A 23,093-nucleotide genomic window follows, 5' to 3' on the forward strand; every position below is an offset into this window, starting at 1 on the left:
CGGGGGCCGGGGTGGCGGGAGGGGCCGAACGGGGTGGCATTCGGTGGATGCGGCTGATTTTATGCACCGTCAAACTACTCCAATGGTGGTCAGTTTCCGCTCCTGTTCCGAATACCTCCCCGTAGCGCCTCGGGCTGGGATAGCGTCCATGGCGCCGGGGGGAACACGGACCCGCTCGACGGGTTCACATCCAGAAATGCCGTAACCGTTTAGGGAGAGAACTGTGCGCAATTTCGTTTCCGAATCCAGGTCCGAGAACGTCGACGAACTGCGGCTCGCGGTCGACTCGCTCGCGGCCTTCCCGGCCGGCGGGGCGCCCGGCGGGGCGGACGTCCCCGAGCGTCTGGCCGCGGTGGCCGAGCTGTGCCGGGCGGTCGACGGCGTGCTCGACAGCCTGGTCGTCCGGGCCGCCGCCGAGGCCGCCGAGGAGGGCTGGACGGCCGCCCGGATGGCCTCCGAACACGCCGTCTACTACGCGCGGTTGCAGCGGGCGCTGCTGCCCACCGGTGCCGCGGCCGAGAACCGGTGAGCGCGGCACGGAACCACGCGGCGGACGCCAACGCCCACGTCCTGGCCTGTCCCACCCGGTGGAGCGACGTCGACGAGAACGGGCACATCAACAACGCCCGGCTGGTCTCCTACGTGCAGGAGGGAATTCACGACCTGTTCTGCCACCACTCGACCGCGGTGCGGGAATCGCTATTTCCGGCGGGATTCCTGATCGCCCGGCACGAGATCGATTATCTGGAGCAGCTGCACCACCGGCCGGAGCCATTGCTGGTGCGGCTGACGGTGGAACGGCTCGGACGCAGTTCCGCGCATGTCGTGGTGAATGTGTGCCGTGACCCGCACACGTTTATGCGGGCGCGGACCGTGGTGGTCGCCCGGGACCGGGCCTCCGGCCGTTCCCGCACGCTCAGCCCGTCGGAGCGGCGGTTCCTCTCCGGTTTCCTCGCCGACGAGGCGGGCGTCGCGGTGCCGTCCCGGCCGGGCGTGAACGCCCCGCGCGGGGCCCTGGTCGCCGCCTCCGCCGGACGCCACCAGCCCCGCCGGCGCCTGCCCGGCCTGAGCGCGCTGGCCCGGGGTGTCCCCGTGGGCTCGAACCGGCACCGCGCGCGCTGACCCTCCAGGCCGGGCCGGCCGACGCCCGGCACAGGAAGTCGACTGGGGCTTCTTCCTGTGCGGGGGCGGACGGGCGGGCGGACGGGCCGACAGGCGGACGGGCCGACGGAGGGTCGGGCGTGACCGAGGGCCGGAGGGGCGAGGAGGCGGGAGTGCCGGAAGGGCCGGGCGGCCGCGTCAGCCGACGGTCGCGCGGTGGAGCTCCGCGCCCGGGCCGTCGAGCCGGACCGGGACGGTGGTGGGCGGCAGATAGGCGGAGCCGCCCCGGGCGAGGCGCAGGGCCGTGCCGTCGGGGGCGGACAGTCGGGCCTCGCCGGCGGTGCACAGCAGGATCTGCGGGGAGTCCGCACGGTCGATCCGCACGCCGGTGTCGGCGAGGCGGAGCCGGGAGAGGCGGAACTCGGCCGCGAGGGAGGGGAAGCAGGCTTCCGAGGGATCGCCGCCGGCCACCGGTGCGGCGGTCAGCACGGACGGTTCGGCGGCCTCGGGGACGGTCACCGCGAGCAGGCCCGGGACATCGATGTGTTTGGGGGTCAGACCGCAGCGCAGCACGTTGTCCGAGTTGGCCATCAGTTCGACCCCCAGGCCGCGGAGGTAGGCGTGCGGCACGCCGGCGTCCAGGTGCAGCGCCTGGCCGGCCCGCAGCCGGACGTGGTTCAGCAGCAGCGCGGCGAGCAGGCCCCGGTCGCCGGGGTGGTCCCGGGCGGTCCGGGCGTAGGCCGCGCAGGCGGCGGCGTGGGGGCCGCCGGACGCCGCGACCCGGTCCAGTGCGGCGGTGACCTCCGTGAGCACGGCGGCGCTGCCCGGAGCGCCCGGACCGCCCGCGCCGCCGCCGAGGGCCTGCCGGAGCAGGGCGGGCAGCACCTCCGCGGCGGGCCGCGCGCGCAGCTCGGAGGCCCAGCCCGCCAGCGCCGGGACGGCCAGCCACTCCAGCAGCCCGGCCGTGGCCGCGGTCGGGCGGAATCCGCACAGGGCCTCGAAGTCGCCGAGCGCGCAGAGGAGTTCCGGCTTGTGCTGGCGGTCCCTGTAGACCCGCTCCGGGGCGTCCGGCGGCACCCCGAGCGCCTCCTCGGCGGCGAACCCGGCCTCGGCCTGGGCCCGGGTCGGGTGGACCTGGAGGGACAGCGCCCGGTCGGCGGCCAGCACCTTGAACAGGAACGGCAGCCGGGGGCCGAACCGCCGGACGGTGGCCGGACCGAGCAGTTCCTCCGGGGACTCGGCGATCAGCCGGTCGAGCGGGCGCGGCCCGTGTCCGTCGTCGAGCAGGGACGGCGCGGACGGGTGGGCGCCCAGCCACAGTTCGGCCTGCGGCCCGCCGGTGGGCGCGGTGCCGGTCAGCTCGGGGATCGCGGTGACGGATCCCCAGGCGTACGGGCGCACCGGGTTGGTGAGCGGGGCGAACAGCGCCATGCGGAGGTCTCCCGGAGACGGTGGTACGGGCAGGGGCGAGGGGCGGGGCCTGTTGTTCAGCGGCAGAGCGCGGCAGCGCCGATCAGCCCGGCGTCGTTCCCCAGCTCGGCCCGCCGCACGTCCAGTCCGTGCACGTACGGCAGTGCCGCGTAGCGGTCCAGGTGCCGGGCCAGCGGCTCGAACAGCACCGGTCCGGCCGCCGCCACCCCGCCGCCGACCACCACCCGCCGCAGGTCGACCAGGGTGGCGGTGGCGGCGATCCCGGCCGCCAGCGCCTGCGCCGCCCGGTCGAAGGCGGCCAGTGCCACCGGGTGCCCGGCCAGTGCGTCCTCGGCCACCGCGCGCGCCGAGCGGTCCCCGTCCCGGGGCTCCCAGCCACCGGCGAGCGCCCGCCGGGCGATCGCGGTGCCGCTGGCGATGTTCTCCAGGCAGCCGTACGAGCCGCACGGGCACCGCTCGCCGTCCAGGTCCACGCTGATGTGGCCGAGGTGGCCGGCGTTGCCGCTGGGCCCGGGGTGCACCGCGCCGTTCAGCACCAGGCCCGCGCCGACCCCGGTGGAGACCACCAGACAGAGCGCGTTCCCGGCGCCCCGGGCGGCGCCGCGCCAGTGCTCCGCGGCGGCCATCGCGACCCCGTCCCCGGCCAGCGCCACCGGGCGGCCGGCCACTGCGGGGTGGGCGGCGACCTCGGCGGTGAGGGGGAACTCCCGCCAGCCGGGGATGTTGACCGGGCTGACCGTGCCGCCGACGAGGTCCACCGGTCCGGCGCTGCCGATGCCGACGGCGGTGACCGCCGCCCAGTCGGGCGTGGCGGCGAGGTGGTCCAGCACCCGGTGCACCACGGCCAGGACCTCGGCGCCGGACTCCTTCGCCGGGGTCGGCAGCTGGACGCGGTGGGCGAGCGTCCCGGCGGAGTCGACGAGCGCCCCGGCGATCTTGGTGCCGCCGATGTCGACGGCGGCCCAGACCGGGCCGGTGCGGGGCGGGCCGGCGGGGAGCGGGGCGGTGGACGGCGAGGGCGCGGTCATGGCGGAGGGCTCCGGTGCGGTGGACGAACGGGTGGACGGGCGTCCGGCCCGCCGCCCCGGGGGGACCGGGACGGCGGGCCGGACGGGAGGAGCGGGACGGGCCGGACGAGCGGCACGACAGGGACAGCAAACAGGATCAGCGCGCCGGCGTCAGCCGCAGGGTCACCAGTTCGAACGGCCGCAGCGCCAGCCGCACCCCGTCGCCGTCCGCCACGACCTCGCCGCGGGTGCCGTCCCACGGCCGCTCCAGCAGGTCGCAGGGCACTGCGGCGGCCAGCGCGAAGGAGGTCGCCAGCCGCCCCCGTGCCCGGCCGCCGGCGGACTCGTAGACCCGCACCACCAGGTCCCCGCTGCCGTCGTCGGCCAGCTTGACGGCGCTCACCACCAGCGCGTCCTGGTCCAGCCCGACCAGCGGCCGCACCGATTCGGCCGAACCGGTCACCCGGCGCTCGGGCAGGCCCACCGCGTAGCCCTCGCGGACCGCGTCGCCGATCTCCGCGCCCGGCACCAGCGCGTGCCGGAACCGGTGCCGGCCCTGGTCGGTGCGCGGGTCGGGGAAGCGCGGCGCGCGCAGCAGCGAGAACCGGACCGTGGTGGTGGTGCCGCCGTCGTCCGCGCGCACCGCCCGGGTCACGTCGTGCCCGTAGGTCGAGGGGGTGACCAGCGCGACGCCCCAGCCCGGTTCGGCCAGGTGCACGAAGCGGTGGTTGCAGGCCTCGAACTTGGCCGCGTCCCAGCTGGTGTTGGTGTGGGTGGGCCGGAACTGGTGGCCGAACTGCGTCTCGGCCGCGTACCGCTCGGTGTGCACGTCCAGCGGGAAGGCGAGCTTCAGGAACTTCTCCGCCTCGTGCCAGTCCACCTCGGTGTCGATGTCGAGCCGGCCCGAGCCCGCGCGCAGGGTCAGCGTCTGGGTCACCGTGGAGGAGCCGAACGAGCGGGCGACCCGCACCGCGACCTCCGCCGGGCCCTCGGTGTGCACGGCGACCTCGTCGGCCCCGACCAGGTCGGTGACCGTGTTCCGGTAGAACTGGTCGACGTCCCAGGCGTCCCACATGTTGGGGAAGTCGGGGTGCAGCTGGAGCAGGTTCGCCCGGGTGCCGGGGGCGACCGTCTCCCGGCCGCTCGCCGAGTCGACCGCCGACACCACCAGGCCGTCACCGTCCACCACGACCCGCAGCAGGCCGTTGTCGAGGACGAAGCCGCCGCCCTCGCGCCCGGCCACCGAGCAGTCGCCCGGACCGGCCACCGCCACCGCCGCGCCGCCCGCCGGCACCGCCGAGCGCCCGTGCGGGGCGCCGTTGAACACCAGCTCGCGCCCGCCCGCCGGATCGCCCGCCAGGGCCTGCTGGGCGGCGCCGATCAGCTCCTCCAGTTCGGCCGCCAGACCCGCGTACGTCGCCTCCGCCTCCCGGTGCACCCAGGCGATCGAGGAGCCCGGCAGGATGTCGTGGAACTGGTGCAGCAGCACGGTCTTCCAGATCCGGTCCAGCCGCTCGTACGGGTACGCCAGGCCGGTGCGCAACGCGGCCGTGGCGCACCAGAGTTCGGCCTCCCGCAGCAGGTTCTCGCTGCGCCGGTTGCCCTGCTTGGTCCTGGCCTGGCTGGTCAGGGTGGCCCGGTGCAGCTCCAGGTACAGCTCGCCGACCCAGACCGGCGGCTTCGGGTACTCGGCCTCGGCCTCGGCGAAGAACTCGGCCGGCCGCTGCCAGCGCACCGCGGCCGAGCCCTCCAGGTCGCGCAGCCGGGCGGCCTTGCCGACCATCTCGCGGGTGGTGCCGCCCCCGCCGTCGCCCCAGCCGGTCGGCGCCAGCGAGTGCCGGGCCACCCCCTTGTCCTTGAAGTTCCGTGCCGCGTGGGCGATCTCGGAGCCCTTCATGGAGCAGTTGTAGGTGTCCACGGGCGGGAAGTGGGTGAAGATCCGGGTGCCGTCGATGCCCTCCCACAGGAAGGTGTGGTGCGGGAACTTGTTGATCTGGCTCCACGAGATCTTCTGGGTCAGCAGCCACTTGGAGCCCGCGTTGCGGATGATCTGCGGCAGGCCGCCGGTGAAGCCGAAGGTGTCCGGCAGCCAGGCCTCCTCGTTCTCGGTCCCGAACTCCTCCAGGAAGAACCGCTTGCCGTGCACGAACTGACGGGCCATCGCCTCCGAGGAGGGCATGTTGGTGTCCGACTCCACCCACATGCCGCCGGCCGGGACGAAGCGGCCGTCCGCCACCGCCTTCTTCACCCGGGCGTACACCTCCGGGCGGTGCTCCTTGATCCAGGCGAACTGCTGCGCCTGGGACATGGTGTAGAGGAAGTCCGGCTCGTCCTCCAGCAGCGCGGTCATGTTGGCGGCGGTCCGGGCGACCTTGCGGACCGTCTCCCGCAGCGGCCACAGCCAGGCCGAGTCGATGTGGGCGTGGCCGATCGCGCCGATCCGGTGCGCGGACGGCGCGGCGGGCGCGGCCAGCACCTCGACCAGGCACGAACGAGCGGCCGCCGCGGTACCGTTGACGTCCTGGAGGTCGATCGCGTCGAGGGCCCGCTCGACCGCGCGCAGCAGCTCCCAGCGGCGGGCGCCGTCGGCCGGCAGCTCGGCCATCAGCTCGCCGAGCACCTCCAGGTCCAGCGCCAGCTGCCAGACCGTCTCGTCGAAGACCGCGAGGTCCATCCGCGCCAGCCGGTACTGCGGCTCGTCCCCCGCGGTCTCCTTGTCCCCCAGCTCGGTGGGCAGGAAGGGGTGGTAGTCGAGGATGACCGGATTGGCGGCGGCCTCGACGTGCAGCAGCACCGGCTCGCCGCCGGCCGCCGGGGCGGCGATCCGCACCCACTGGTTCTGCGGGTTGAGGCCCTTCACCGGGGTGCCGTCGGGGCGGTACACCAGGCCCTCGCACTGGAAACCGGGCATATTGGCGTCGAAGCCGAGGTCGATCAGCGCCTCGACGGTCCGCCCGGCCCAGGCTTCGGGCACCGTCCCAGCCACCGTGAGCCAACTGGTGCTCCAGGGCGCGCCCCAGGCGTCCCCGACCGCGATCGGCGAGCGCGGCGCGGCCAGGCCCTCGGCGACCGGGACGGGCTCGCCGGGCGCGGTCCAGACCGAGACGGTCAGCGGGACGGACTCCGGGTACACCGCGGGGCGGATGCGCTCCTCCAGGACGCGCTTGAGGCGGGCTTCGACGAGGGTGCGGTCATCGTGCATGTCAGCGGGCTCCGTTGGGCGACTGGGCGAGGGGGAGGGAGGATCGGCGGAGGTCGTCCGGGTGGACGAGTTCGGTGATGCCGCGGGCGGCGAGGTGGGCGGCGTCCCCGGCGCGCTCGGCCAGGACCGCGGTCGGCCGGGCGCCGTCCGCGGCCAGCCGCATGAAGGTCTCGAACACGGCGCCGCCGGGACCGCAGACCGAGCGGCCCGGCGCGGTCACCTCGTCCCCGGCGGCGACCACCACGGCGGTGCGGCGCGGCGCGGGCGCCCGCCAGCCGGCGCGCGCGGCGGCGACGGCCCCGGCCAGCCGCTCGCCGGCCGGCTTGACCCGCCGGTCGTTGGTCAGCAGGCCGAGGCTGTACTCCAGCTCCGGGAAGTCCGCCAGCGAACGGTCCACATCGTGCGAGCACCACCAGGTGACGCCCCACAGGTCGGGGCAGTCCAGCACGGCGGCGACGGTCGCGCCGGTGAACCGGGCGGCGTCCGCGGCGGTGATGTGCGGGGCCGGGGCGCCGACCTCCTGCAGCCAGACCGGGCGGTGCGGGTCCTCGGCCCAGGCCTTGGAGAGCTCCACCAGGTAGGCGGCGTGCTGGTCGCTCGCGGTGGAGCGGGCGCCGTAGCGCTGCGCCGTGCCGTTGAACACCCAGGAGTGCACGGCTGTGGCCGCGCCGATCCGGGCCGAGTGCCAGGGCGTGAACGGGTGCCCGTCGAGGTACCAGGCCGCGTCGTAGGAGGCGTGCAGGTGCAGCCGGCCGGGGGCACCCCGCTCGCAGGCGTCGACCATCCGGCGCAGCCAGGCCCCGGCCTGCTCGGGGGTGGCCCGGTGCGGGTCGGGGTGCGGCTCGCCGGAGAACTGGTTGACCTCGTTGCCGACCGTCATGCCGAGGAAGTTGGGCCGTTCGGCGAGGGCCGCGGCGAGGGTGCGCAGATAGGCGGCCTGGCCGTCGACCACGTCCGGGTCGGTGAACATGTTCCGGCGATGCCAGGTGCGGATCCAGGCCGGTTCGAAGTCGAAGCTGGACAGGTGCCCCTGGAGGCCGTCCACGGCGACGTCGAGCCCGCGCTCCCCGGCCGCGTCCACCAGCGCCACGAGCTGTTCGACGGCGCGCGGGCGGATCAGGGTGCGGTTGGGCTGGAACAGCGGCCAGAGCGGGAACACCCGGACGTGGTCGAGGCCGAGCGCGGCGATCGAGTCGAGGTCGGCGCGGACGGCGTCGAGGTCGAAGTCGAGCCAGTGGTGGAACCAGCCGGCGGCGGGCGTGTAGTTGACGCCGAAGCGCGGGGCGGTGGTCCGCGGAGCGGTGGTCATGGTCGGTGGCTCCCTGGGAGGAGGAACGGCGGTGCGTCCGGTGCGGTCCGGCGGGGCCGTCCGGTGCGGTGCGGTCGTCCGGTGCGGTCCGGTGCGGGGTTCAGCCCTTCACGGCACCCTCCTCCACTCCCTTGAAGAAGAAGCGCTGGCACACCGCGAACACCACCACGATCGGCAGGAAGGCGATCATGGTGCCGGCCGCGATCAGCCGGGGGTTGGCGCTGAAGGTGCCGTTGAGGTACTGGAGACCGACGGTGAGGGTGTACTTCTGCGGGTCGTTGAGCACGATCAGCGGCCAGAGGAAGTCGTCCCAGGCACCGATGAAGGTGAAGATCACGATCACGCTGAGCATGCCGCGCACGTTCGGCAGCCCGATGTGCCACAGCCGCTGGCGGACGTTGGCGCCGTCCACCAGTGCCGCCTGCTCCAGCTCGGGCGGGACGGCGGCGAAGGCGGTGCGCATCAGCAGCACGTTCAGCATGGCCAGCGCGCCGGGCAGGGCGACCCCGGTCAGGGTGTCGGCCAGGCCGAGGCTGCGCACGGTGACGTACTGGGACACGACGGTGGCCTCGCCGGGCAGGATCAGGGTGGCCAGCAGCAGGCCGAACACCAGCCGGGCGCCGCGGAAGCGCAGCTTGGCGAGCGCGTAGCCGGCCAGGGTGCAGCCGACCACGTTGCCGATGATCGCGATGGCGGCGACGATCAGCGAGTTGGCGGCGTAGGTCCAGACCGGGACGGTGTCGGCGACCTTGAGGTAGTTGTCGAAGGTGGGGTGGTCCGGGAGGAAGCGCGGGGTGGCGGACCAGACGTCCTCGGTCGGACCCTTGAGGGAGGTGGAGAGCTGCCACAGGAACGGCCCGACGACCAGCAGCAGGACGAGCAGGAGCAGCAGGTAGCGCAGCGCGGTCTCGGCGGGGGAAGGGGTGTTGAAGCTTCGGGAGCGCCGCACGGGTCAGGCCGCCTTCCGGTTGAGGCGCGTCAGCAGCAGCATCGGGCCGAGGGTGATGAAGAAGAGCAGCAGGCTGAGCGCCGAGGCGTAGCCGAGGTGACCGGTGAAACCGCGGCTGTACATCTGGATCAGCATCACCACCGACATGTCCCGGCCGCCCGGGCCGCCGGTGCCGTTGGAGAGCACGTACAGCTCGGAGAACACCCGCAGCGAGGACACCGAGATCAGCACCGAGACCAGCACCATGGTGGGCCGTACCCCCGGCAGGGTGACGTGCAGGAAGCGGCGCAGCGCTCCCGCGCCGTCGACGGCGGCGGCCTCGTGCAGCTCCCGGCCGACGTTGGCCAGCGCCGACAGGTAGATGACCATGTAGTAGCCGAGGCCCTTCCAGGTGGTCAGGGCGATCGCGCTGAGCAGCAGCAGCCAGCGGTCGGTGAGGAAGGGGACCGGTGAGTCGGCGAGGCCGGTCTGCTGGAGCACGCCGTTGATCAGCCCGCGGTCGTTCAGCGCCCAGCCCCAGATCAGGGCGACCACGACGGCGGAGGCGACGACGGGGGTGTAGAACGCGGTGCGGAAGAAGGTGATGCCGGGCAGCCGGCGCTGGACCAGCAGGGCCAGCAGCAGCGGCAGCAGGGTCAGCAGCGGCAGGCAGATCAGCAGGTAGATCACGGAGTTGAGCAGGGCGTCGGCCAACTGGTCGTCGCTGAAGGCGCGTTGGTAGTTGTCGAGGCCGGTGAACCGCCCGCCGCCGAGGGGCTTGGCGTTGGTGAACGACAGGATCACCGTGTTGGCGGCGGGCCAGAGGTTGAAGACGGCCAGCCAGATCAGTGCGGGCCCGGCGAGCAGCCAGGGGGTGAACCAGCGCCGGTGGGTCATGCCGTGCCTTCCTGGGGCGGGGGTCGCGGGTGGTACCCGGCGGGCGGTGGCTCCCGGGGGCAGGGCCGCCGCCCGCCGGCGGGAGGGCTGGGGAACCGTCAGGCAACCCCTAGCCCTTGAGGAGCTGGTTGCACCGCTCGACGGCGGTGTCCAGGGCCTGCTTGGAGCTGGTGTCGCCGCTGATCGCGAGGGTGAACTGCTGCTTGACGATGGTGCTCATGGCGTCGTCCACCTGGACCGGCTGGAGCATCTTGGCCCTGGCCAGCGAGGTGAAGGCGACGACCTTGGCGTCGCCGGCGTTGCTGCCGTCCGACTTGCTGAACAGCGGGTCGTTCGCGGAGGCCTTGGTGGAGGGGAAGATGCTGGTCAGCCGGGAGAAGGCGGCCTGGTTCTCCGGGCTGGTGACCCAGCGGGCCAGGGCCACGGCGGCGGCCGGGTTCTTGGTGTTCCTGGGCACGGACACGCCCTGGACGTAGAGCGGAGGGGTGCCCATCGACGGGGAGGAGACGATCTTCGGGGCGAGGGTGGGGTTGTCGGTGGCGACGGCGGTGATGAAGTTGGCCCCGGCGGTGGTCCAGGCCGCGGTGCCGGCGGTGAAGAGCTTGGAGTTGCCGGCGTAGGTGTCGGTGAGGACGTCGTTCGGCAGCAGCCCCTCCTTGAACGCGGCGCGGTACTTGTCCAGTACGGCCGCGGCCTCGGGGGTGTTGAAGGTGAACGACCTGCCGTCCTCGGCCATCACCTTGACGCCCGCGTCGACCAGGTCGCCGAGGCCGGGCTTTCGGCTCATCAGGTAGGCGGAGCCGCCGGCCTTCTCCTTGAAGGTCCTGGCCTGGGCGATGAGTTCGTCCAGGGTGGTGGGGAGCTTCTTCGGGTCCAGGCCGTACTTGGTCAGCAGCTCGGCGTTCCAGTAGTTGACGTCGGTGTTGAGGTACCAGGGATAGCCGAAGGTGCCGTCCTGGCCCGCGAAGCGGTAGGCGTCGAGGCCGCCGGTCACGTACTCCTCGGCGGCCTTCGGGTCGGCCTTGGCGACGTCCAGCAGCAGGCCCTGCTTCGCCAGCGGAAGGGCGAAGTCCGGTGGGAGGTTGACCACGTCGGGCAGGGTGCCGGCGGCGGCCTGGCTGAGCACCTTGTCGGAGTAGCCCTCGCCGGGCTGGTCCAGCCAGTCGACCTCGACGCCCGGGTACTTCTGCTTGAAGCCGTCGATCACGCCCTGCACATAGGCGGTGAACTTGGGCTTCAGCGCCCAGGTCTGGAGCGAGACCTTGCCCTTGACCTCGCCGGTGGCGGCGGCGCTCGCCGCACTGTCGCCGCTGCCGGAGCTGCCGTCGGAGCCGAGTCCGCAGCCGGTGGCCAGGGTCGCGGTGAGTACCGCCGTCGTGACTGCCGCCCGGATTCTACGCATGAGGGTTCTCCCGTGGTGGGTGGGGGAGGGGGATGCATCGGGGATGACGCGGGTGGGACTGCGCGGGTGGGATTGCGTGCGGTTCTGGAACCTGTCTTACTAAACCGGTCTAGCTGTTGCAGGGACTATGCTCCGGCCTAAACTTGGCTGTCAAGAGAGGAGTCGGAACGCGTGGGCAGACCGACCATCGCCGACATCGCCCGTCGGGCGGGCGTCTCCAAGGGCGCGGTGTCCTTCGCGCTCAACGGCCGCCCGGGGGTGAGCGAGGCGACCAGGGCCCGGATCCTCCAGGTCGCCGAGGAGATGAACTGGCGGCCGCACAGCGCGGCCCGGGCCCTCGGCGGGGCCAGGGCGGACGCGGTCGGACTGGTGATCGCCCGCCCGGCCAGGACCATCGGGGTCGAGCCGTTCTTCAGCCAGCTGCTCTCCGGCCTCCAGGCGGTGCTGTCCGCGCACTCCGTCGCCCTGCACCTGATGGTGGTCGAGGACACCGCGGCCGAGATCGAGGTCTACCGCCGCTGGACGTCCGAGCACCGGGTCGACGGCTTCATCGTGGTCGACCTCCAGCTGCGCGACCCCAGGCTCGCCGTACTGGACGCCCTCGGCCTGCCCGCCGTCGTGCTCGGCGGGCCGGGCAAGGGCGCCGGGCCGCTGCGGATCTGGGCCGACGACCGCGAGGCGATGCTCTCCATCGTCGACTACCTGGCCGCCGTCGGGCACCGGCGGATCGCCCACCTGGCCGGGCTGCCGCACTTCCAGCACACCCAGCGGCGGATCCGGGCGCTGCGCGACGCCTCCCGCCGGCTCGGGCTGGAGGAGGCGCTCTCGGTGCCGACCGACTTCAGCGACGCCGAGGGCGCCGCGGCCACCCGCACCCTGCTCTCGCGGCCCCGGCGGCCCACCGCGATCGTCTACGACAGCGACGTGATGGCGGTGGCCGGCCTCGGTGTGGCGGGGGAGATGGGCGTCGCGGTGCCCGGGGAGCTGTCCATCGTCTCCTTCGACGACTCGGTGCTCGCCCGGATCGTGCACCCGCCGCTCACCGCGCTGAGCCGGGACACCTTCGCGCTCGGCGAGCAGGTGGCGCGCAGCCTGCTCGCGGTGATCGACGGCACCGGCCCGGACCGTGACCTGCAGATGCCGACCCCGCGGCTGACCGTGCGGGAGTCCACCTCGCCGCCGGCCGGCGGTTCACCGGTGGGTGTGAACTCCACCGGCACCGTTGACAGCGCCTCTGAACCGGTTTAGCCTCGCTGGCGCCGAGCGGGCCCCGCTCGGCGCAGCACCGTGGGCCGGAGCGCGGCGAGGGCGCCCACGGCCGCCCGGCCGGCCCGTTCGCACCCGGGCCCGCGCCGGTTCCACCGCGCCCGCGCGCCGCACCCCGTCCGGAGCCCGCACCACCGGCACCGCGCACCCGGCCCCGTCCCGCAGCCACCCGCCGCACCCCGTACCCGCCGCACACGCACCCGTGCACGTTGCACCCGTACCCGTACACATCGCACCCGCACCCGCACATGCACCCCCGGGCCGCGCCCGCCCCGGGCGAGGCCCGCCCCCACCCTCCTCCGCCTTCCGCGCGAACGGAGCCAGCGCATGTCACGACGAAGGATCCCCCGCCTCCTCGGCGCCGCCCTCGGCACAGCCGTCCTGGGCCTGACCCCGACGATCGCCGGGGCCGCCCCCGGCCCGGCGGCCGCCCCCGCCGCGGTGAGTGCCGCCACCGGCACCCAGCCCTACGCCTCCTACTGGTACCCGAACACCATCCTCGGCTGGGACCCGGCCACCGACCCGGACGCCCGGTTCAACCGCGCCCGCGTGCCGCTCCAGCCCCGCACCGCCGACCCGGCTCTCAAGGCGAACCCCAACGCCCGTGCGGGCGAAGGGAGGATCGCCTCCCTGGTCTCCTTCGGGCCCACCTCCAACAACCCCTCGCAGGGCTCCACCGACTCCAACTACTACGCCTTCGGCTACTGGCAGTACGTCGACAAGCTGGTGTTCTGGGGCGGCTCGGCCGGTGAGGGCCTCATCCTCGCCCCCAACCCGACCGTGATCGACGCCGCCCACCGCAACGGCGTCAAGGTCTACGGCACGGTCTTCTTCCCGCCCGCCGCGTACGGCGGCCAACTCCAGTGGGTGCGCGACTTCGTGCAGAAGTCCGGCAGCCGCTACCCCGTCGCCGACAAACTCGTCCAGGCCGCCCAGTACTACGGCTTCGACGGCTGGTTCGTCAACCAGGAGACCGGCGGCGGCGATTCGGCCCTCGCCGGCCAGGTCCGCGACCTGATGCAGTACACCAAGGCTCAGAGCGGGACCGAGTTCATGTGGTACGACGCCATGACCGAGTCCGGATCGGTCAGTTGGCAGAACGCCCTGACCACGGCCAACGACGCCTTCCTCCAGGACGGTGCGAAGCGCACCTCCGACTCGATGTTCCTCAACTTCAACTGGTCGTCCGGCGGCCTGGACTCCTCGCGCACCCTGGCCCGGGGCCTCGGCCGGGGCGAGTACGAGCTCTACTCCGGCATCGACACCGAGGCGAACGGCTACAACACCGGCGTCGACTGGAACGCGCTCTTCCCGGCCGGAAAACCGCACACCACCTCGCTCGGCCTCTACCGCCCCGAGTGGACCTGGAAGTCGTCGACCGACCGGGCCGACTACCTCACCAAGGACGCCCGGTACTGGGTCGGCGCCAACAACGACCCCTCCAACACCTCCACCTCCTCCTCCTGGAAGGGCCTGGCGAGCTACGTCGCCGAGTCCACCCCGGTCACCGCCAAGCCCTTCGTCACCAACTTCTCCTCCGGCGAGGGCGACTTCTACAACGCGGCCGGCACCCGGGTCGCCACCGGAGGCTGGAACAACCTCTCGCTCCAGGACGTGCCGCCCACCTACCACTGGCTGGTGGAGTCGGCCGGCAGCAAGGTGACCCCGTCGGTCGACTTCGCCGACGCCTACGAGGGCGGCTCCTCGCTGCGCCTCACCGGGACGCCGAGCGCCGTCAACACCGTGCGGTTGTACCAGAGCAGGCTGCCGGTCGCGGCCGACACCAAGCTGTCGGTGGTGCTGAAGACCCCGGCCGCCGGTGCCACCCGCCTCGCCGCCGCGGTCTCCTTCACCGACGCGCCGACCACCTTCACCACCCTCGACCTGGGCGCCACCACCGGCACCGGCTGGGAGCGCAGGACCCTCGACCTGTCCGCCTACGCCGGCCGCACCATCGCCCAGATCGGTCTGCGGACCACCGGCACCGGCTCGGCCTACGACCTGCGGATCGGCCAACTCGCGGTGTACGACGGCACGGTGGACGCACCGGCGGCACCGTCCGGGCTGACCCTGCTCGGCGCGGCCGACGTGGTGGCCGGGAGCAGCCAGTCGCTCCGGCTCGCCTGGACGCCGTCCGCCGGCGGGAACGTGCACCACTACGAGCTGTACCGCCGCAACGCCGACGGCACCCGGGGGTACCTGGGCGCCACCCCGTCGGACGCCTTCTTCGTCAACCGGCTCGACCGCGCGGGAACGGAGGCGAGCACCACCGTCGAGGTCGAGGCCGTGTCCACCGAGTTCGGCCGCTCCACCGTCGCCGCCACCACCGTCCCCTGGACCGGCACCCCGCCCACCGGCACCAACCTGGCACTGGGCCGCCCGGCCACCGCCTCCGGACAGTGCAACACCGACGAGGGCCCGGCCAAGGCCGTCAACGGCACCGTCAACGGCGGCAACGGGGACAAGTGGTGCACCCTCAGCAGTGCCAAGTGGCTGGAGGTGGACCTCGGTTCGGCGAAGCCGCTGACGAAGTTCGTGGTCAAGCACGCGCAGGCGGGCGGTGAGAGCGCCGCGTACAACACCCGGGACTTCTCGGTCCAGGTCCGCTCCGCCGCCACCGACCCGTGGACCACCGTCGCCACCGTCACCGGCAACACCGCCGGCACCACCACCCACCCCGTGACCACCACGGCCCGGTACGTCCGGCTGGTGGTGACCAAACCGACCCAGGGCACCGATCCGGCCGCCCGGATCTACGAGTTCGAGGCCTGGGGCGCCTGACACCCGCCGGGGCGTCCGACACCCGCCGGGGGCCCGACCCCCTCCGGGCGTCCGACGCCCCCCGGAGCGGGTGACACCCCGCCGTTCCCGGACCGCCCCTACCCGAAAGGACCCTCCCCGTGCCGGTCACCCTCACCGCCGTCGAGAGCACGGATCTGTTCACCGGCCCCGAGCACGCCCCGCGGCAACTGCTGCGGGTCACCCTCGACGGCCCGCCCGCCACCCGGATCACCGTCACCGGCCCGGGCGTGCGCGGCGCGGCGGCCGGCACGGGGCAGGTCGAAGTCCCCCTGGAGATCACCGGCGCCGCCCCCGGTGACCGGCTGCCGGTCACGGTCGAGGCGGGCGGGCCGGTCGAGGCGGGCGGTGCCCGCGCCGGGGCCGTCGTCGAGGTCGCCGAGCCCGGCTGGACGATGTTCCTCGTCTCCCACTTCCACTACGACCCGGTGTGGTGGAACACCCAGGCCGCCTACACCTCCCCCTGGGAGCTGCTCTCCGCCGACGCCACCACCCGGCCGCTCTGGGAGCGCAACGGCTTCGCGCTCGTCGACGCCCATCTCGACCTCGCGCTGCGCGATCCGGTGTACAAGTTCGTGCTCGCCGAAGTCGACTACCTGAAGCCGTACTTCGACCAGTACCCGGAGCGCCGGGAGACCCTGCGGCTGCTGCTCGACCGGGGCCAGGTGGAACTCGTCGGCGGCACCTACAACGAGCCCAACACCAATCTCACCGGTGCCGAGACCACCATCCGCAACATCGTGTACGGCATCGGCTACCAGCGCGACATCCTCGGCGGCGATCCGCGGACCGCCTGGCAGCTCGACGTGTTCGGGCACGACCCGCAGTTCCCCGGCCACCTCGCCGCCGCCGGACTCACCGGCAGCGCCTGGGCGCGCGGCCCGTTCCACCAGTGGGGCCCGATCCAGAAGAACTTCCGGGAGGCGAAGGACGACGCCCGGGTGATGCAGTTCCCCAGCGAGTTCGAATGGATCGCCCCGAGCGGCGAGGGTGTGCTCACGCACTACATGCCGCACCACTACTCGGCCGGCTGGTGGATGGACTCCTCGGCCGACCTCGCCGCCGCCGAACGTGCCGTGTACGAGCTCTACCGCAAGCTCAAGCCGGTCGGCGCGACCAGGAACCTGCTGCTGCCGGTCGGCACCGACTACACCCCGCCCAACAAGTGGGTCACCGAGATCCACCGCTCCTGGGCCGCCAAGTACCTGTGGCCGAGGTTCGTCTGCGCCACCCCCCGCGACTTCCTGGACGCGGTGCGCGCCGAACTCGCCGCGACCGGCCGCCGTCCCGGCCCGCAGAGCCGCGACATGAACCCCGTCTACACCGGCAAGGACGTCTCCTACATCGACACCAAGCAGGCCCAGCGGGCGGCGGAGACCGCGGCCGTCGACGCCGAGAAGCTCGCGGCGCTCGCCGAGACGCAGGGCCTGGGCCGCTACCCGGCGGCCGCGCTCGACAAGGCGTGGCGCCACCTCGCCTACGGCGCCCACCACGACGCGATCACCGGCTCCGAGTCCGACCAGGTGTACCTGGACCTGCTCGGCGGCTGGCGGGAGGCGTACGACCTCGCGGTCGACGTCCGGGACCGGGCGCTGGACGCGTTGACGGCGCGGATCGCCACCCCGGCGGGCGAGGGCCGGGCGCTGGTCGTCACCAATGCGCTCTCCTTCGACCGCACCGACCTGGTGGCCGTCCCGCTGCCCCCGGAGGTCACGGCCGGCGGGGTGCGGGTGCTGGACGACACGGGGGCGCCGGTGCCCTGCGCGCTGGACCGGGGCACCCTGCGCTTCCTGGCCGAGGACGTGCCGGCGCTCGGCTGGCGGACCTGGCGGCTGTTGCCCGGGGCCCCGGACAGCACGCCCTGGTACCCGGCCGAGGGCCTCACCGTCGCCAACGCCCGCTACCGGGTCACGGCCGACCCGGCCCGCGGCGGCGGCCTCTGCTCCGTCCGGGACCTGCGCCAGAAAAGGGAGTTGATCCGGACCGGACTGGTCGGCAACGAACTGCGGGTGTACGAGGAGTACCCCCAGCACCCCGACTTCGGCGAAGGCCCCTGGCACCTGATCCCCAAGGGACCGGTGACCGGCTCCGCCGAACGCCCGGCCGAGGTCCGCCGGGAGACCGGCCCGCTCGGTGAACGCCTGGTGGTCACCGGGACGGTGGACGGCCTGCGGTTCGAGCAGACGGTCACCCTCTGGCGCGGCCTCGACCGGGTCGACTGCCGGACCAGGGTGCTCGACCACCGCGGCGCCGACCGGCTGCTGCGGCTGCGCTTCCCGGTCGACCTGCCGGGGGCGCTGCCGGTCAGCGAGGTGGCGGGCGCCGTCGTCGGCCGGGGCTTCGCGATGCCGGACGTCGACTCGGCCGAAGCGCCGTGGACCCTCGACAACCCCGCCAACACCTGGTTCGGCCTCGGCTCCACCGCGCGGGCCGTGCTCACCGACCCGGTCACCGGCGCGCCGCTCGGCGAACGGGCCTTCGGTGTCGCGGAGGTGGTCGTCCCCGGGCTGGACGCCGCCGCCGACGCCCGGGAGCTGGTCGTCGCCCTCGCCCGGGTCGGCGTCACCGCCACCACCTCCGGCGCCGACTGGGCCCGGTACGGCTGGCTGGACGTCGACTCCAACCTGCCGGACCTGCGGATCCTCCTCGGCGGGCCCGAGACCAACGACGCCACCCGGGAGTTGCTGGAGCGCGCGGGCGAGGAGTACGCGGCCGTGCTGAAGGCGCACGGCGCCGTCTGGGTGCCCGCCGACGCCCCGCTGGCCGAGGTCTGGCGGCCCGGCGCGGACCTCCGCGACCTGCGGGCCCTGCCCGCGCTGGTGGTCGTCGACCCGGCCGCGCTCGCCGCCGACCTCGCGGACGCCCGGATCACCGCCCGCTGCCCGGTGGTCCCGCCCGCCGCCGAACAACTCACCGACCACACCGTCGCGTTGCTGACCTACGGCCTGCCCGGCTTCGCCGTCGACACCACCGGCGCGCTCCATCTGTCGCTGCTGCGCTCGTGCACCGGCTGGCCCTCCGGCGTCTGGATCGACCCGCCGCGGCGCACCCTGCCCGACGGCGCGTCCTTCCAGCTCCAGCACTGGACGCACGACTTCCACTGTGCCCTGGTCGGCGGGCCCGGCGACTGGCGGGACCAGGAACTCCCCGCTCAGGGGCAGGAGTTCAACCACCCGCTGTACGCGCGGGCGGTACCCGCCGGACAGTCGGGCCCGCTGCCGGCCACGCTCTCCTGGCTGCGGGTCGAACCCGCTCGCCGGGTGCTGCTGGGCGCCCTCAAAGCGGCCGGCAACCCGATCGCCCACGGGTCCGCCGTCACCACCTCCACCGAGCAGCTCACCCTCCGCCTGGTCGAGTCGACCGGACTGGGCGGCGCCGTCGCCCTGGGCGGCGCGCTCGGCCTGGTCGACCTGCGCCACGCCGATCTGCTGGAGCGGCCCACCGGCCCGGTCGACGGCGGACTCACGCTCCCCGGTTCGGCGTTCGCCACCCTGTTGGCCCGCCCCGGGGTGGCCGCCGACCCGGCCGGAGCCGTCCTCGGTGCGGTCGCCGAGCTGGCCCAGCCGGTGCACGCCCGCTACTGGCTGCACAACCGGGGCCCGGCGCCGCTCGGCTACCTCCCGGTGTCCGTCGGCGCCTCGCCCGGCCTGCTGCGGACGGCCGGGGAGCCCGTCACCCTCTCGGTCGCGCTCTCCTCGCAGCTCCAGGACGCCGCCGTGGAGGGCACCGCCACCGTCCACCCGCCGGAGGGCTGGACGGCCGGCCCCACCGCCCGCCCCTACCGGCTGGCCCCGGGCGGCCACCTCCGCTTCCCGGTCACCCTCACCCCGCCCGCGGGCGCCGAACCCGGCCTGTACTTCGCCGCCGTGCGGGTGGTCCACGACGGGCAGGAGATCGAGGACGTGGTCACGGTGGCGGTCGGCGACCTGCCGCAACTCCTCCCCGTCCCCGGCGAGGCCCCCGAGGACTGGACCGCCGCCCAGGGCACCACGGCCACCGCGGGCCGCGACACCGGCCTCGGCGTCGCGGTGCTCGCCGACACCGTCCGGCTCGCCCCGGGGGAGCGGGGCGTCCTGGCGCTGCGGCTGACCAACCGCACCCGCGGCGGGATCCGCGGCGAACTGCAACTCGTCTCGCCCTGGGGCGCCTGGCAGACCGTCGCCGACCCCGTCCGCGGCTTCGCCCTCGCCGCGGGCGCCGAATCGGTCGAGGAGTTCGAACTCGCCGCCCCGGCCGCCATGGACCCCGGCGCGTACTGGGCCCTGGCCAAGGTGATGTGGTTCGGCCGCTGCCAGTACGCCCCCACCGTCGCGGTGGTGGTCGCACCGTGAGCGCCCCCGCCGAAGCCCCGGTCCTCGGCCTGCTCGACGGCCGGCCGCTGCCCCGCACCGGCCTCGACCGCCGCCTCGCCGCCCTGCGCGCCGGCCCCGGGGCCGCCGCGCTGCCCGTGCCGGGCAGCGGCGAGGACCGCCAACTCGCCCGCTGGGTCGCCCAGGTGCTGCTGACCGAGGCGCTCTGCGAAGCGGTCGCCGCCGAACGCGGCCTCGCCGTCCACCCGGCGGCGCCGCCCGCCCGCCTCGACCAGCAGGCCGCGGTCGAACTCGGCTCCGTCACCGCCGCCGCGTACGAGGGCAGCGCGGCGGTGCGGGCCGTCTGCGAAGCGGTCACCGCCGGGGTCGAGCCCTCCGCCGCCGAGGTGGCCCACTACCGCGCCCTCACCGAACGGCCCCCGTCCGCCGCTCCGTGGCGGCTCGCCCTCCCCGATGGCTCCGTCTTCGAGGCCGCCCCGGACACCCTCCCGCTCGCCCTCGCCGAGGCCCTGGGCGGCGCGGCCCCCGGCGAGTGGGTCACCGCCGCCGGTTGGACGGCCGCCCGCCTCGCCGCCGGGCCTGCCGCCGAGCCCGACCCCGACCCCGATCCGTCGGCCGTGGTGCGGGCCGCCGCCCGCCGGTCCGCGTTCGTCCGCTGGCTCGACCACGCCCGCGCCACCCGGCTCGTCCTCGTCCCCGGCCTCGAACACCCGGGGGACCCGGCCCAGCCGGACAACCACCACCGCCACTGAGCGGTCCCGCCGGGCACCCTGCGGACACCGGACCCGGGTGCCCGGCGGACGCCCGGGCAGACCGCCTGCCCGTTCGGGCGCGGGCGTGTGCAACCTTTCCACCCGCCCGAGGCATCCATACAGTGACGGCGCACCGCCCGTCGCCCCGGGCGGTGCCGGTGCGGAAACCCTTTCACGGCGTCTGAGTTCGTGCACAAATGTCTTCCGAGGGTCGGCCCCGGCCGTTTGTTGCGCGGCTGTGACAATCCTGTGGGAAAACCGGTTCGACCTCTCACGATCGAGGATTAGCATTCCGGCATGGAATCGAACACTCCCCCGATATGGAACTCGCCCGAGGACGAGACACCGCAGCCGGCCCGGAGCTCGCCGCTGCGGCTGGCCCGCCACGGAGCGACCTTCCTGGGCGTCAGTGTGGTGTCCGGCGCGCTGCTGGCGGGCATGGCCCTGCCGGCCGTCGGCGCGCTCGGGCTGTCCGCCAAGAACACGGCGGAGGGGTTCGACGACATCCCGGACGATTTCAGGACGCCGCCGCTCACCCAGGCGACCCAGATCTTCGACGCCGGCGGCGCGCTGATCGCCAAGGTCTACGAGCGGGACCGCACCGTGCTCACGGCCGAGCAGATGTCCCCGCTGATGCGGCAGGCCCAGGTCGACATCGAGGACGCCCGCTTCTACGAGCACGGCGCCGTCGACCCCAAGGGCCTGCTCCGGGCGATCAGCAAGAACGCCGAGAGCGGGACCACCGCCCAGGGCGCCTCCACGCTGACCCAGCAGTACGTGAAGAACGTCAACGTGGAGAAGGCCGGCGACGACCCGGTGGCGGTCCGGGAGGCGCAGCGCAAGACCCTGGGCCGCAAGATCCAGGAGCTGAAGATCGCCATCAAGCTGGAGGAGGAGCTGACCAAGGACCAGATCCTCACCAACTACCTCAACATCACCTATTACGGGAACGGCGCCTACGGTGTCGAGGCCGCCTCCCAGCGGTACTTCGGCAAGTCGAACAAGGACCTCACCGTCGCCGAGGCCGCCACCCTGGCCGGACTGGTGCAGAACCCGTCCCAGTACGACCCCAAGGCGCACCCGCAGGCCGCGCTCAACCGGCGCAACACCGTGCTCGACAAGATGCTGGAGAACGGCCACATCACGGCCGACCAGGCCAAGGAGGCCAAGGCCGCCCCGCTGGGCCTGAACTACCAGGAGCCGCAGAACGGCTGCATCACCGCGAAGGCGGGCATGGGCTTCTTCTGCGACTACGTCCGCCACGTGGTCAAGCAGGACCCGGCCTTCGGCGCCACCGCCTCGGAGCGCAAGAAGCTCTGGGACCAGGGCGGCCTGAACATCCGCACCACCCTCGACCCGGACAAGCAGGCCGCCGCCCAGAGCGCGGTCAGCTCGAACGTGCGCGTCACCGACCCGGTGTCGGCCGCCGCCACCATGGTCGAGCCGGGCACCGGCAAGATCCTGGCGATGGCCCAGACCCGCCCGTACGGCCTCTCCGCGGCCAAGAACCAGACCGTCGTCAACTTCAACGTCGATGCGGCGATGGGCGGCGGCAACGGCTTCCAGCCCGGCTCCACCTTCAAGCCGATCGTGGTGGCGGCCGCCCTGGAGGCGGGTCTGACGCCCACCCAGGAGTACTCCTCGCCGAACAAGCTCGAGTACCCGACCATGAAGACCTGCGAGGGCACCTGGAAGAACACCACCAAGCCCAAGGCGGTGGTGCCCAACGAGTCGGCGAGCGAGCAGGGGCCGTACCAGCTGAAGGAGGCGATGGCCCTCTCGGTCAACACCTACTTCGTGCAGATGGAGCAGGAGATCGGCCTCTGCGCGGTCAAGCAGATGGCCAACAAGCTCGGCATCGGCGGCAAGGCCAGCGGCAAGCCGCTGGACGAGGTCCCCGCGATGGGCCTCGGTGTCGAGGAGGTGAGCCCGCTGAGCATGGCCGGTGTCTACGCGACCTTCGCCGCCGGCGGCAAGTACTGCGCCCCGCTCGCCATCACCTCGATCACCACCGTCGACGGCAAGGACGTGCCGGTCCCGGCCGCCCACTGCGAGACGGCCTTCTCCGCCGACACCGCCAAGGTGGTGAACACCGTCCTCAACGGCGTCACCGAGACCGGCACCGGCCGCGACCTGGGCCTGGAGGGGGACCGGCAGATCGCCGGCAAGACCGGCACCTCCGACAAGAAGCGGGCCGCCTGGTTCAGCGGCTACACCCCGCAGCTCGCCACCTCGGTCTGGATCGGCGGCCCCAACGGCGGTGTGGAGATGCGCAACATCACCATCAACGGCAAGTACCGCAAGGAGGTCTTCGGCGCCGACGGCCCCGGGCCGATCTGGCGGGACGCCATGAACCAGGCCCTGCGCGGGACGCCCAAGCAGACCATACCGATGGCCGACATCCCCGACGCCCCGCCCCGCAAGGACCCGAACGCCAGCGGCAGCGCCAGCGCTTCCGGTTCGCCGACCGGTTCCCCGACCGGCTCCCCGACCGGCTCCCCGACCGGTTCCCCGACCAACCCCCGCACCGGCGGCGGCCGGACCTCGGCCCCGGCCCATCCGCCGGCCACGGCTCCTGCGAACACCCCGGCCGGAGCGCCGGCCAACGCACCGGCTGGTGCCGCCGCCAATGCCCCGACCGGTCAGGACGACTGACGGATCGTCATGTCTTCGTGCGCACCGACGGGCA

14 protein-coding genes are annotated in these 23,093 nt (G+C 73.7%); 7 read left to right on the plus strand and 7 right to left on the minus strand.

Going from position 1 to position 23,093, the window contains the following annotated elements; translation table 11 throughout:
- The first annotated feature begins 223 nt into the window (after positions 1–223).
- A complete protein-coding gene (locus BLU95_RS42585) occupies positions 224–529 on the plus strand; it encodes a hypothetical protein (RefSeq protein WP_159425084.1) in 306 nt (101 codons plus the stop codon).
- Positions 526–1,122 (plus strand): acyl-CoA thioesterase, encoded by a 597-nt coding sequence (locus BLU95_RS33160; RefSeq protein ID WP_159425085.1) that lies wholly within the window; start codon positions 526–528, stop codon positions 1,120–1,122. Before BLU95_RS42585 ends, BLU95_RS33160 begins: the two co-directional genes overlap by 4 nt.
- A 177-nt stretch (positions 1,123–1,299) precedes the next feature.
- Here the strand turns inward: BLU95_RS33160 and manA are convergent, their stop codons facing one another.
- The 7 genes from manA to BLU95_RS33195 form a co-directional block, all read right to left on the minus strand.
- Complete coding sequence (gene manA, locus BLU95_RS33165) at positions 1,300–2,532, minus strand: mannose-6-phosphate isomerase, class I (protein WP_093863230.1); 1,233 nt, start codon at positions 2,530–2,532, stop codon at positions 1,300–1,302.
- 56 nt (positions 2,533–2,588) lie between these two features.
- Positions 2,589–3,560 (minus strand): ROK family protein, encoded by a 972-nt coding sequence (locus BLU95_RS33170; RefSeq protein WP_093863231.1) that lies wholly within the window; start codon positions 3,558–3,560, stop codon positions 2,589–2,591.
- A 136-nt stretch (positions 3,561–3,696) separates the two neighbouring features.
- Positions 3,697–6,741, minus strand: a complete 3,045-nt coding sequence (locus BLU95_RS33175; RefSeq protein ID WP_093863232.1) for an alpha-mannosidase — start codon at positions 6,739–6,741, stop codon at positions 3,697–3,699.
- Position 6,742: 1 nt separating this feature from the next.
- On the minus strand, positions 6,743–8,050 hold the full coding sequence (locus BLU95_RS33180; protein WP_093863233.1) for a glycoside hydrolase 5 family protein: 1,308 nt from the start codon (positions 8,048–8,050) through the stop codon (positions 6,743–6,745).
- 100 nt (positions 8,051–8,150) lie between these two features.
- Positions 8,151–8,999 (minus strand): carbohydrate ABC transporter permease, encoded by an 849-nt coding sequence (locus tag BLU95_RS33185; protein ID WP_093863234.1) that lies wholly within the window; start codon positions 8,997–8,999, stop codon positions 8,151–8,153.
- A 3-nt stretch (positions 9,000–9,002) separates the two neighbouring features.
- Complete coding sequence (locus BLU95_RS33190) at positions 9,003–9,875, minus strand: carbohydrate ABC transporter permease (protein ID WP_093863235.1); 873 nt, start codon at positions 9,873–9,875, stop codon at positions 9,003–9,005.
- Between the two features lie 109 nt (positions 9,876–9,984).
- A complete protein-coding gene (locus BLU95_RS33195; RefSeq protein ID WP_093863236.1) occupies positions 9,985–11,277 on the minus strand; it encodes an ABC transporter substrate-binding protein in 1,293 nt (430 codons plus the stop codon).
- A 171-nt stretch (positions 11,278–11,448) separates the two neighbouring features.
- Here BLU95_RS33195 and BLU95_RS33200 point away from each other — a divergent pair, with 171 nt between their 5' ends.
- From BLU95_RS33200 to BLU95_RS33220, 5 genes are all read left to right on the plus strand, one after another.
- Positions 11,449–12,525: a LacI family DNA-binding transcriptional regulator gene (locus BLU95_RS33200; RefSeq protein WP_093863237.1), complete on the plus strand. Its 1,077-nt coding sequence runs from the start codon at positions 11,449–11,451 to the stop codon at positions 12,523–12,525.
- 345 nt (positions 12,526–12,870) lie between these two features.
- Complete coding sequence (locus BLU95_RS33205) at positions 12,871–15,324, plus strand: endo-beta-N-acetylglucosaminidase (protein ID WP_093863238.1); 2,454 nt, start codon at positions 12,871–12,873, stop codon at positions 15,322–15,324.
- A 119-nt stretch (positions 15,325–15,443) separates the two neighbouring features.
- Positions 15,444–19,673 (plus strand): glycoside hydrolase family 38 N-terminal domain-containing protein, encoded by a 4,230-nt coding sequence (locus BLU95_RS33210; protein ID WP_093863239.1) that lies wholly within the window; start codon positions 15,444–15,446, stop codon positions 19,671–19,673.
- Entirely contained in the window at positions 19,670–20,404 is a 735-nt protein-coding gene (locus BLU95_RS33215; protein WP_093863240.1) for a DUF7158 domain-containing protein, read from the plus strand. The genes BLU95_RS33210 and BLU95_RS33215 overlap by 4 nt, the downstream gene beginning before the upstream one ends.
- 297 nt (positions 20,405–20,701) lie before the next feature.
- Complete coding sequence (locus BLU95_RS33220) at positions 20,702–23,059, plus strand: transglycosylase domain-containing protein (protein WP_107452626.1); 2,358 nt, start codon at positions 20,702–20,704, stop codon at positions 23,057–23,059.
- Positions 23,060–23,093 lie beyond the last annotated feature (34 nt).

This window comes from Streptomyces sp. TLI_053, assembly GCF_900105395.1.
GTDB lineage: Bacteria > Actinomycetota > Actinomycetes > Streptomycetales > Streptomycetaceae > Kitasatospora.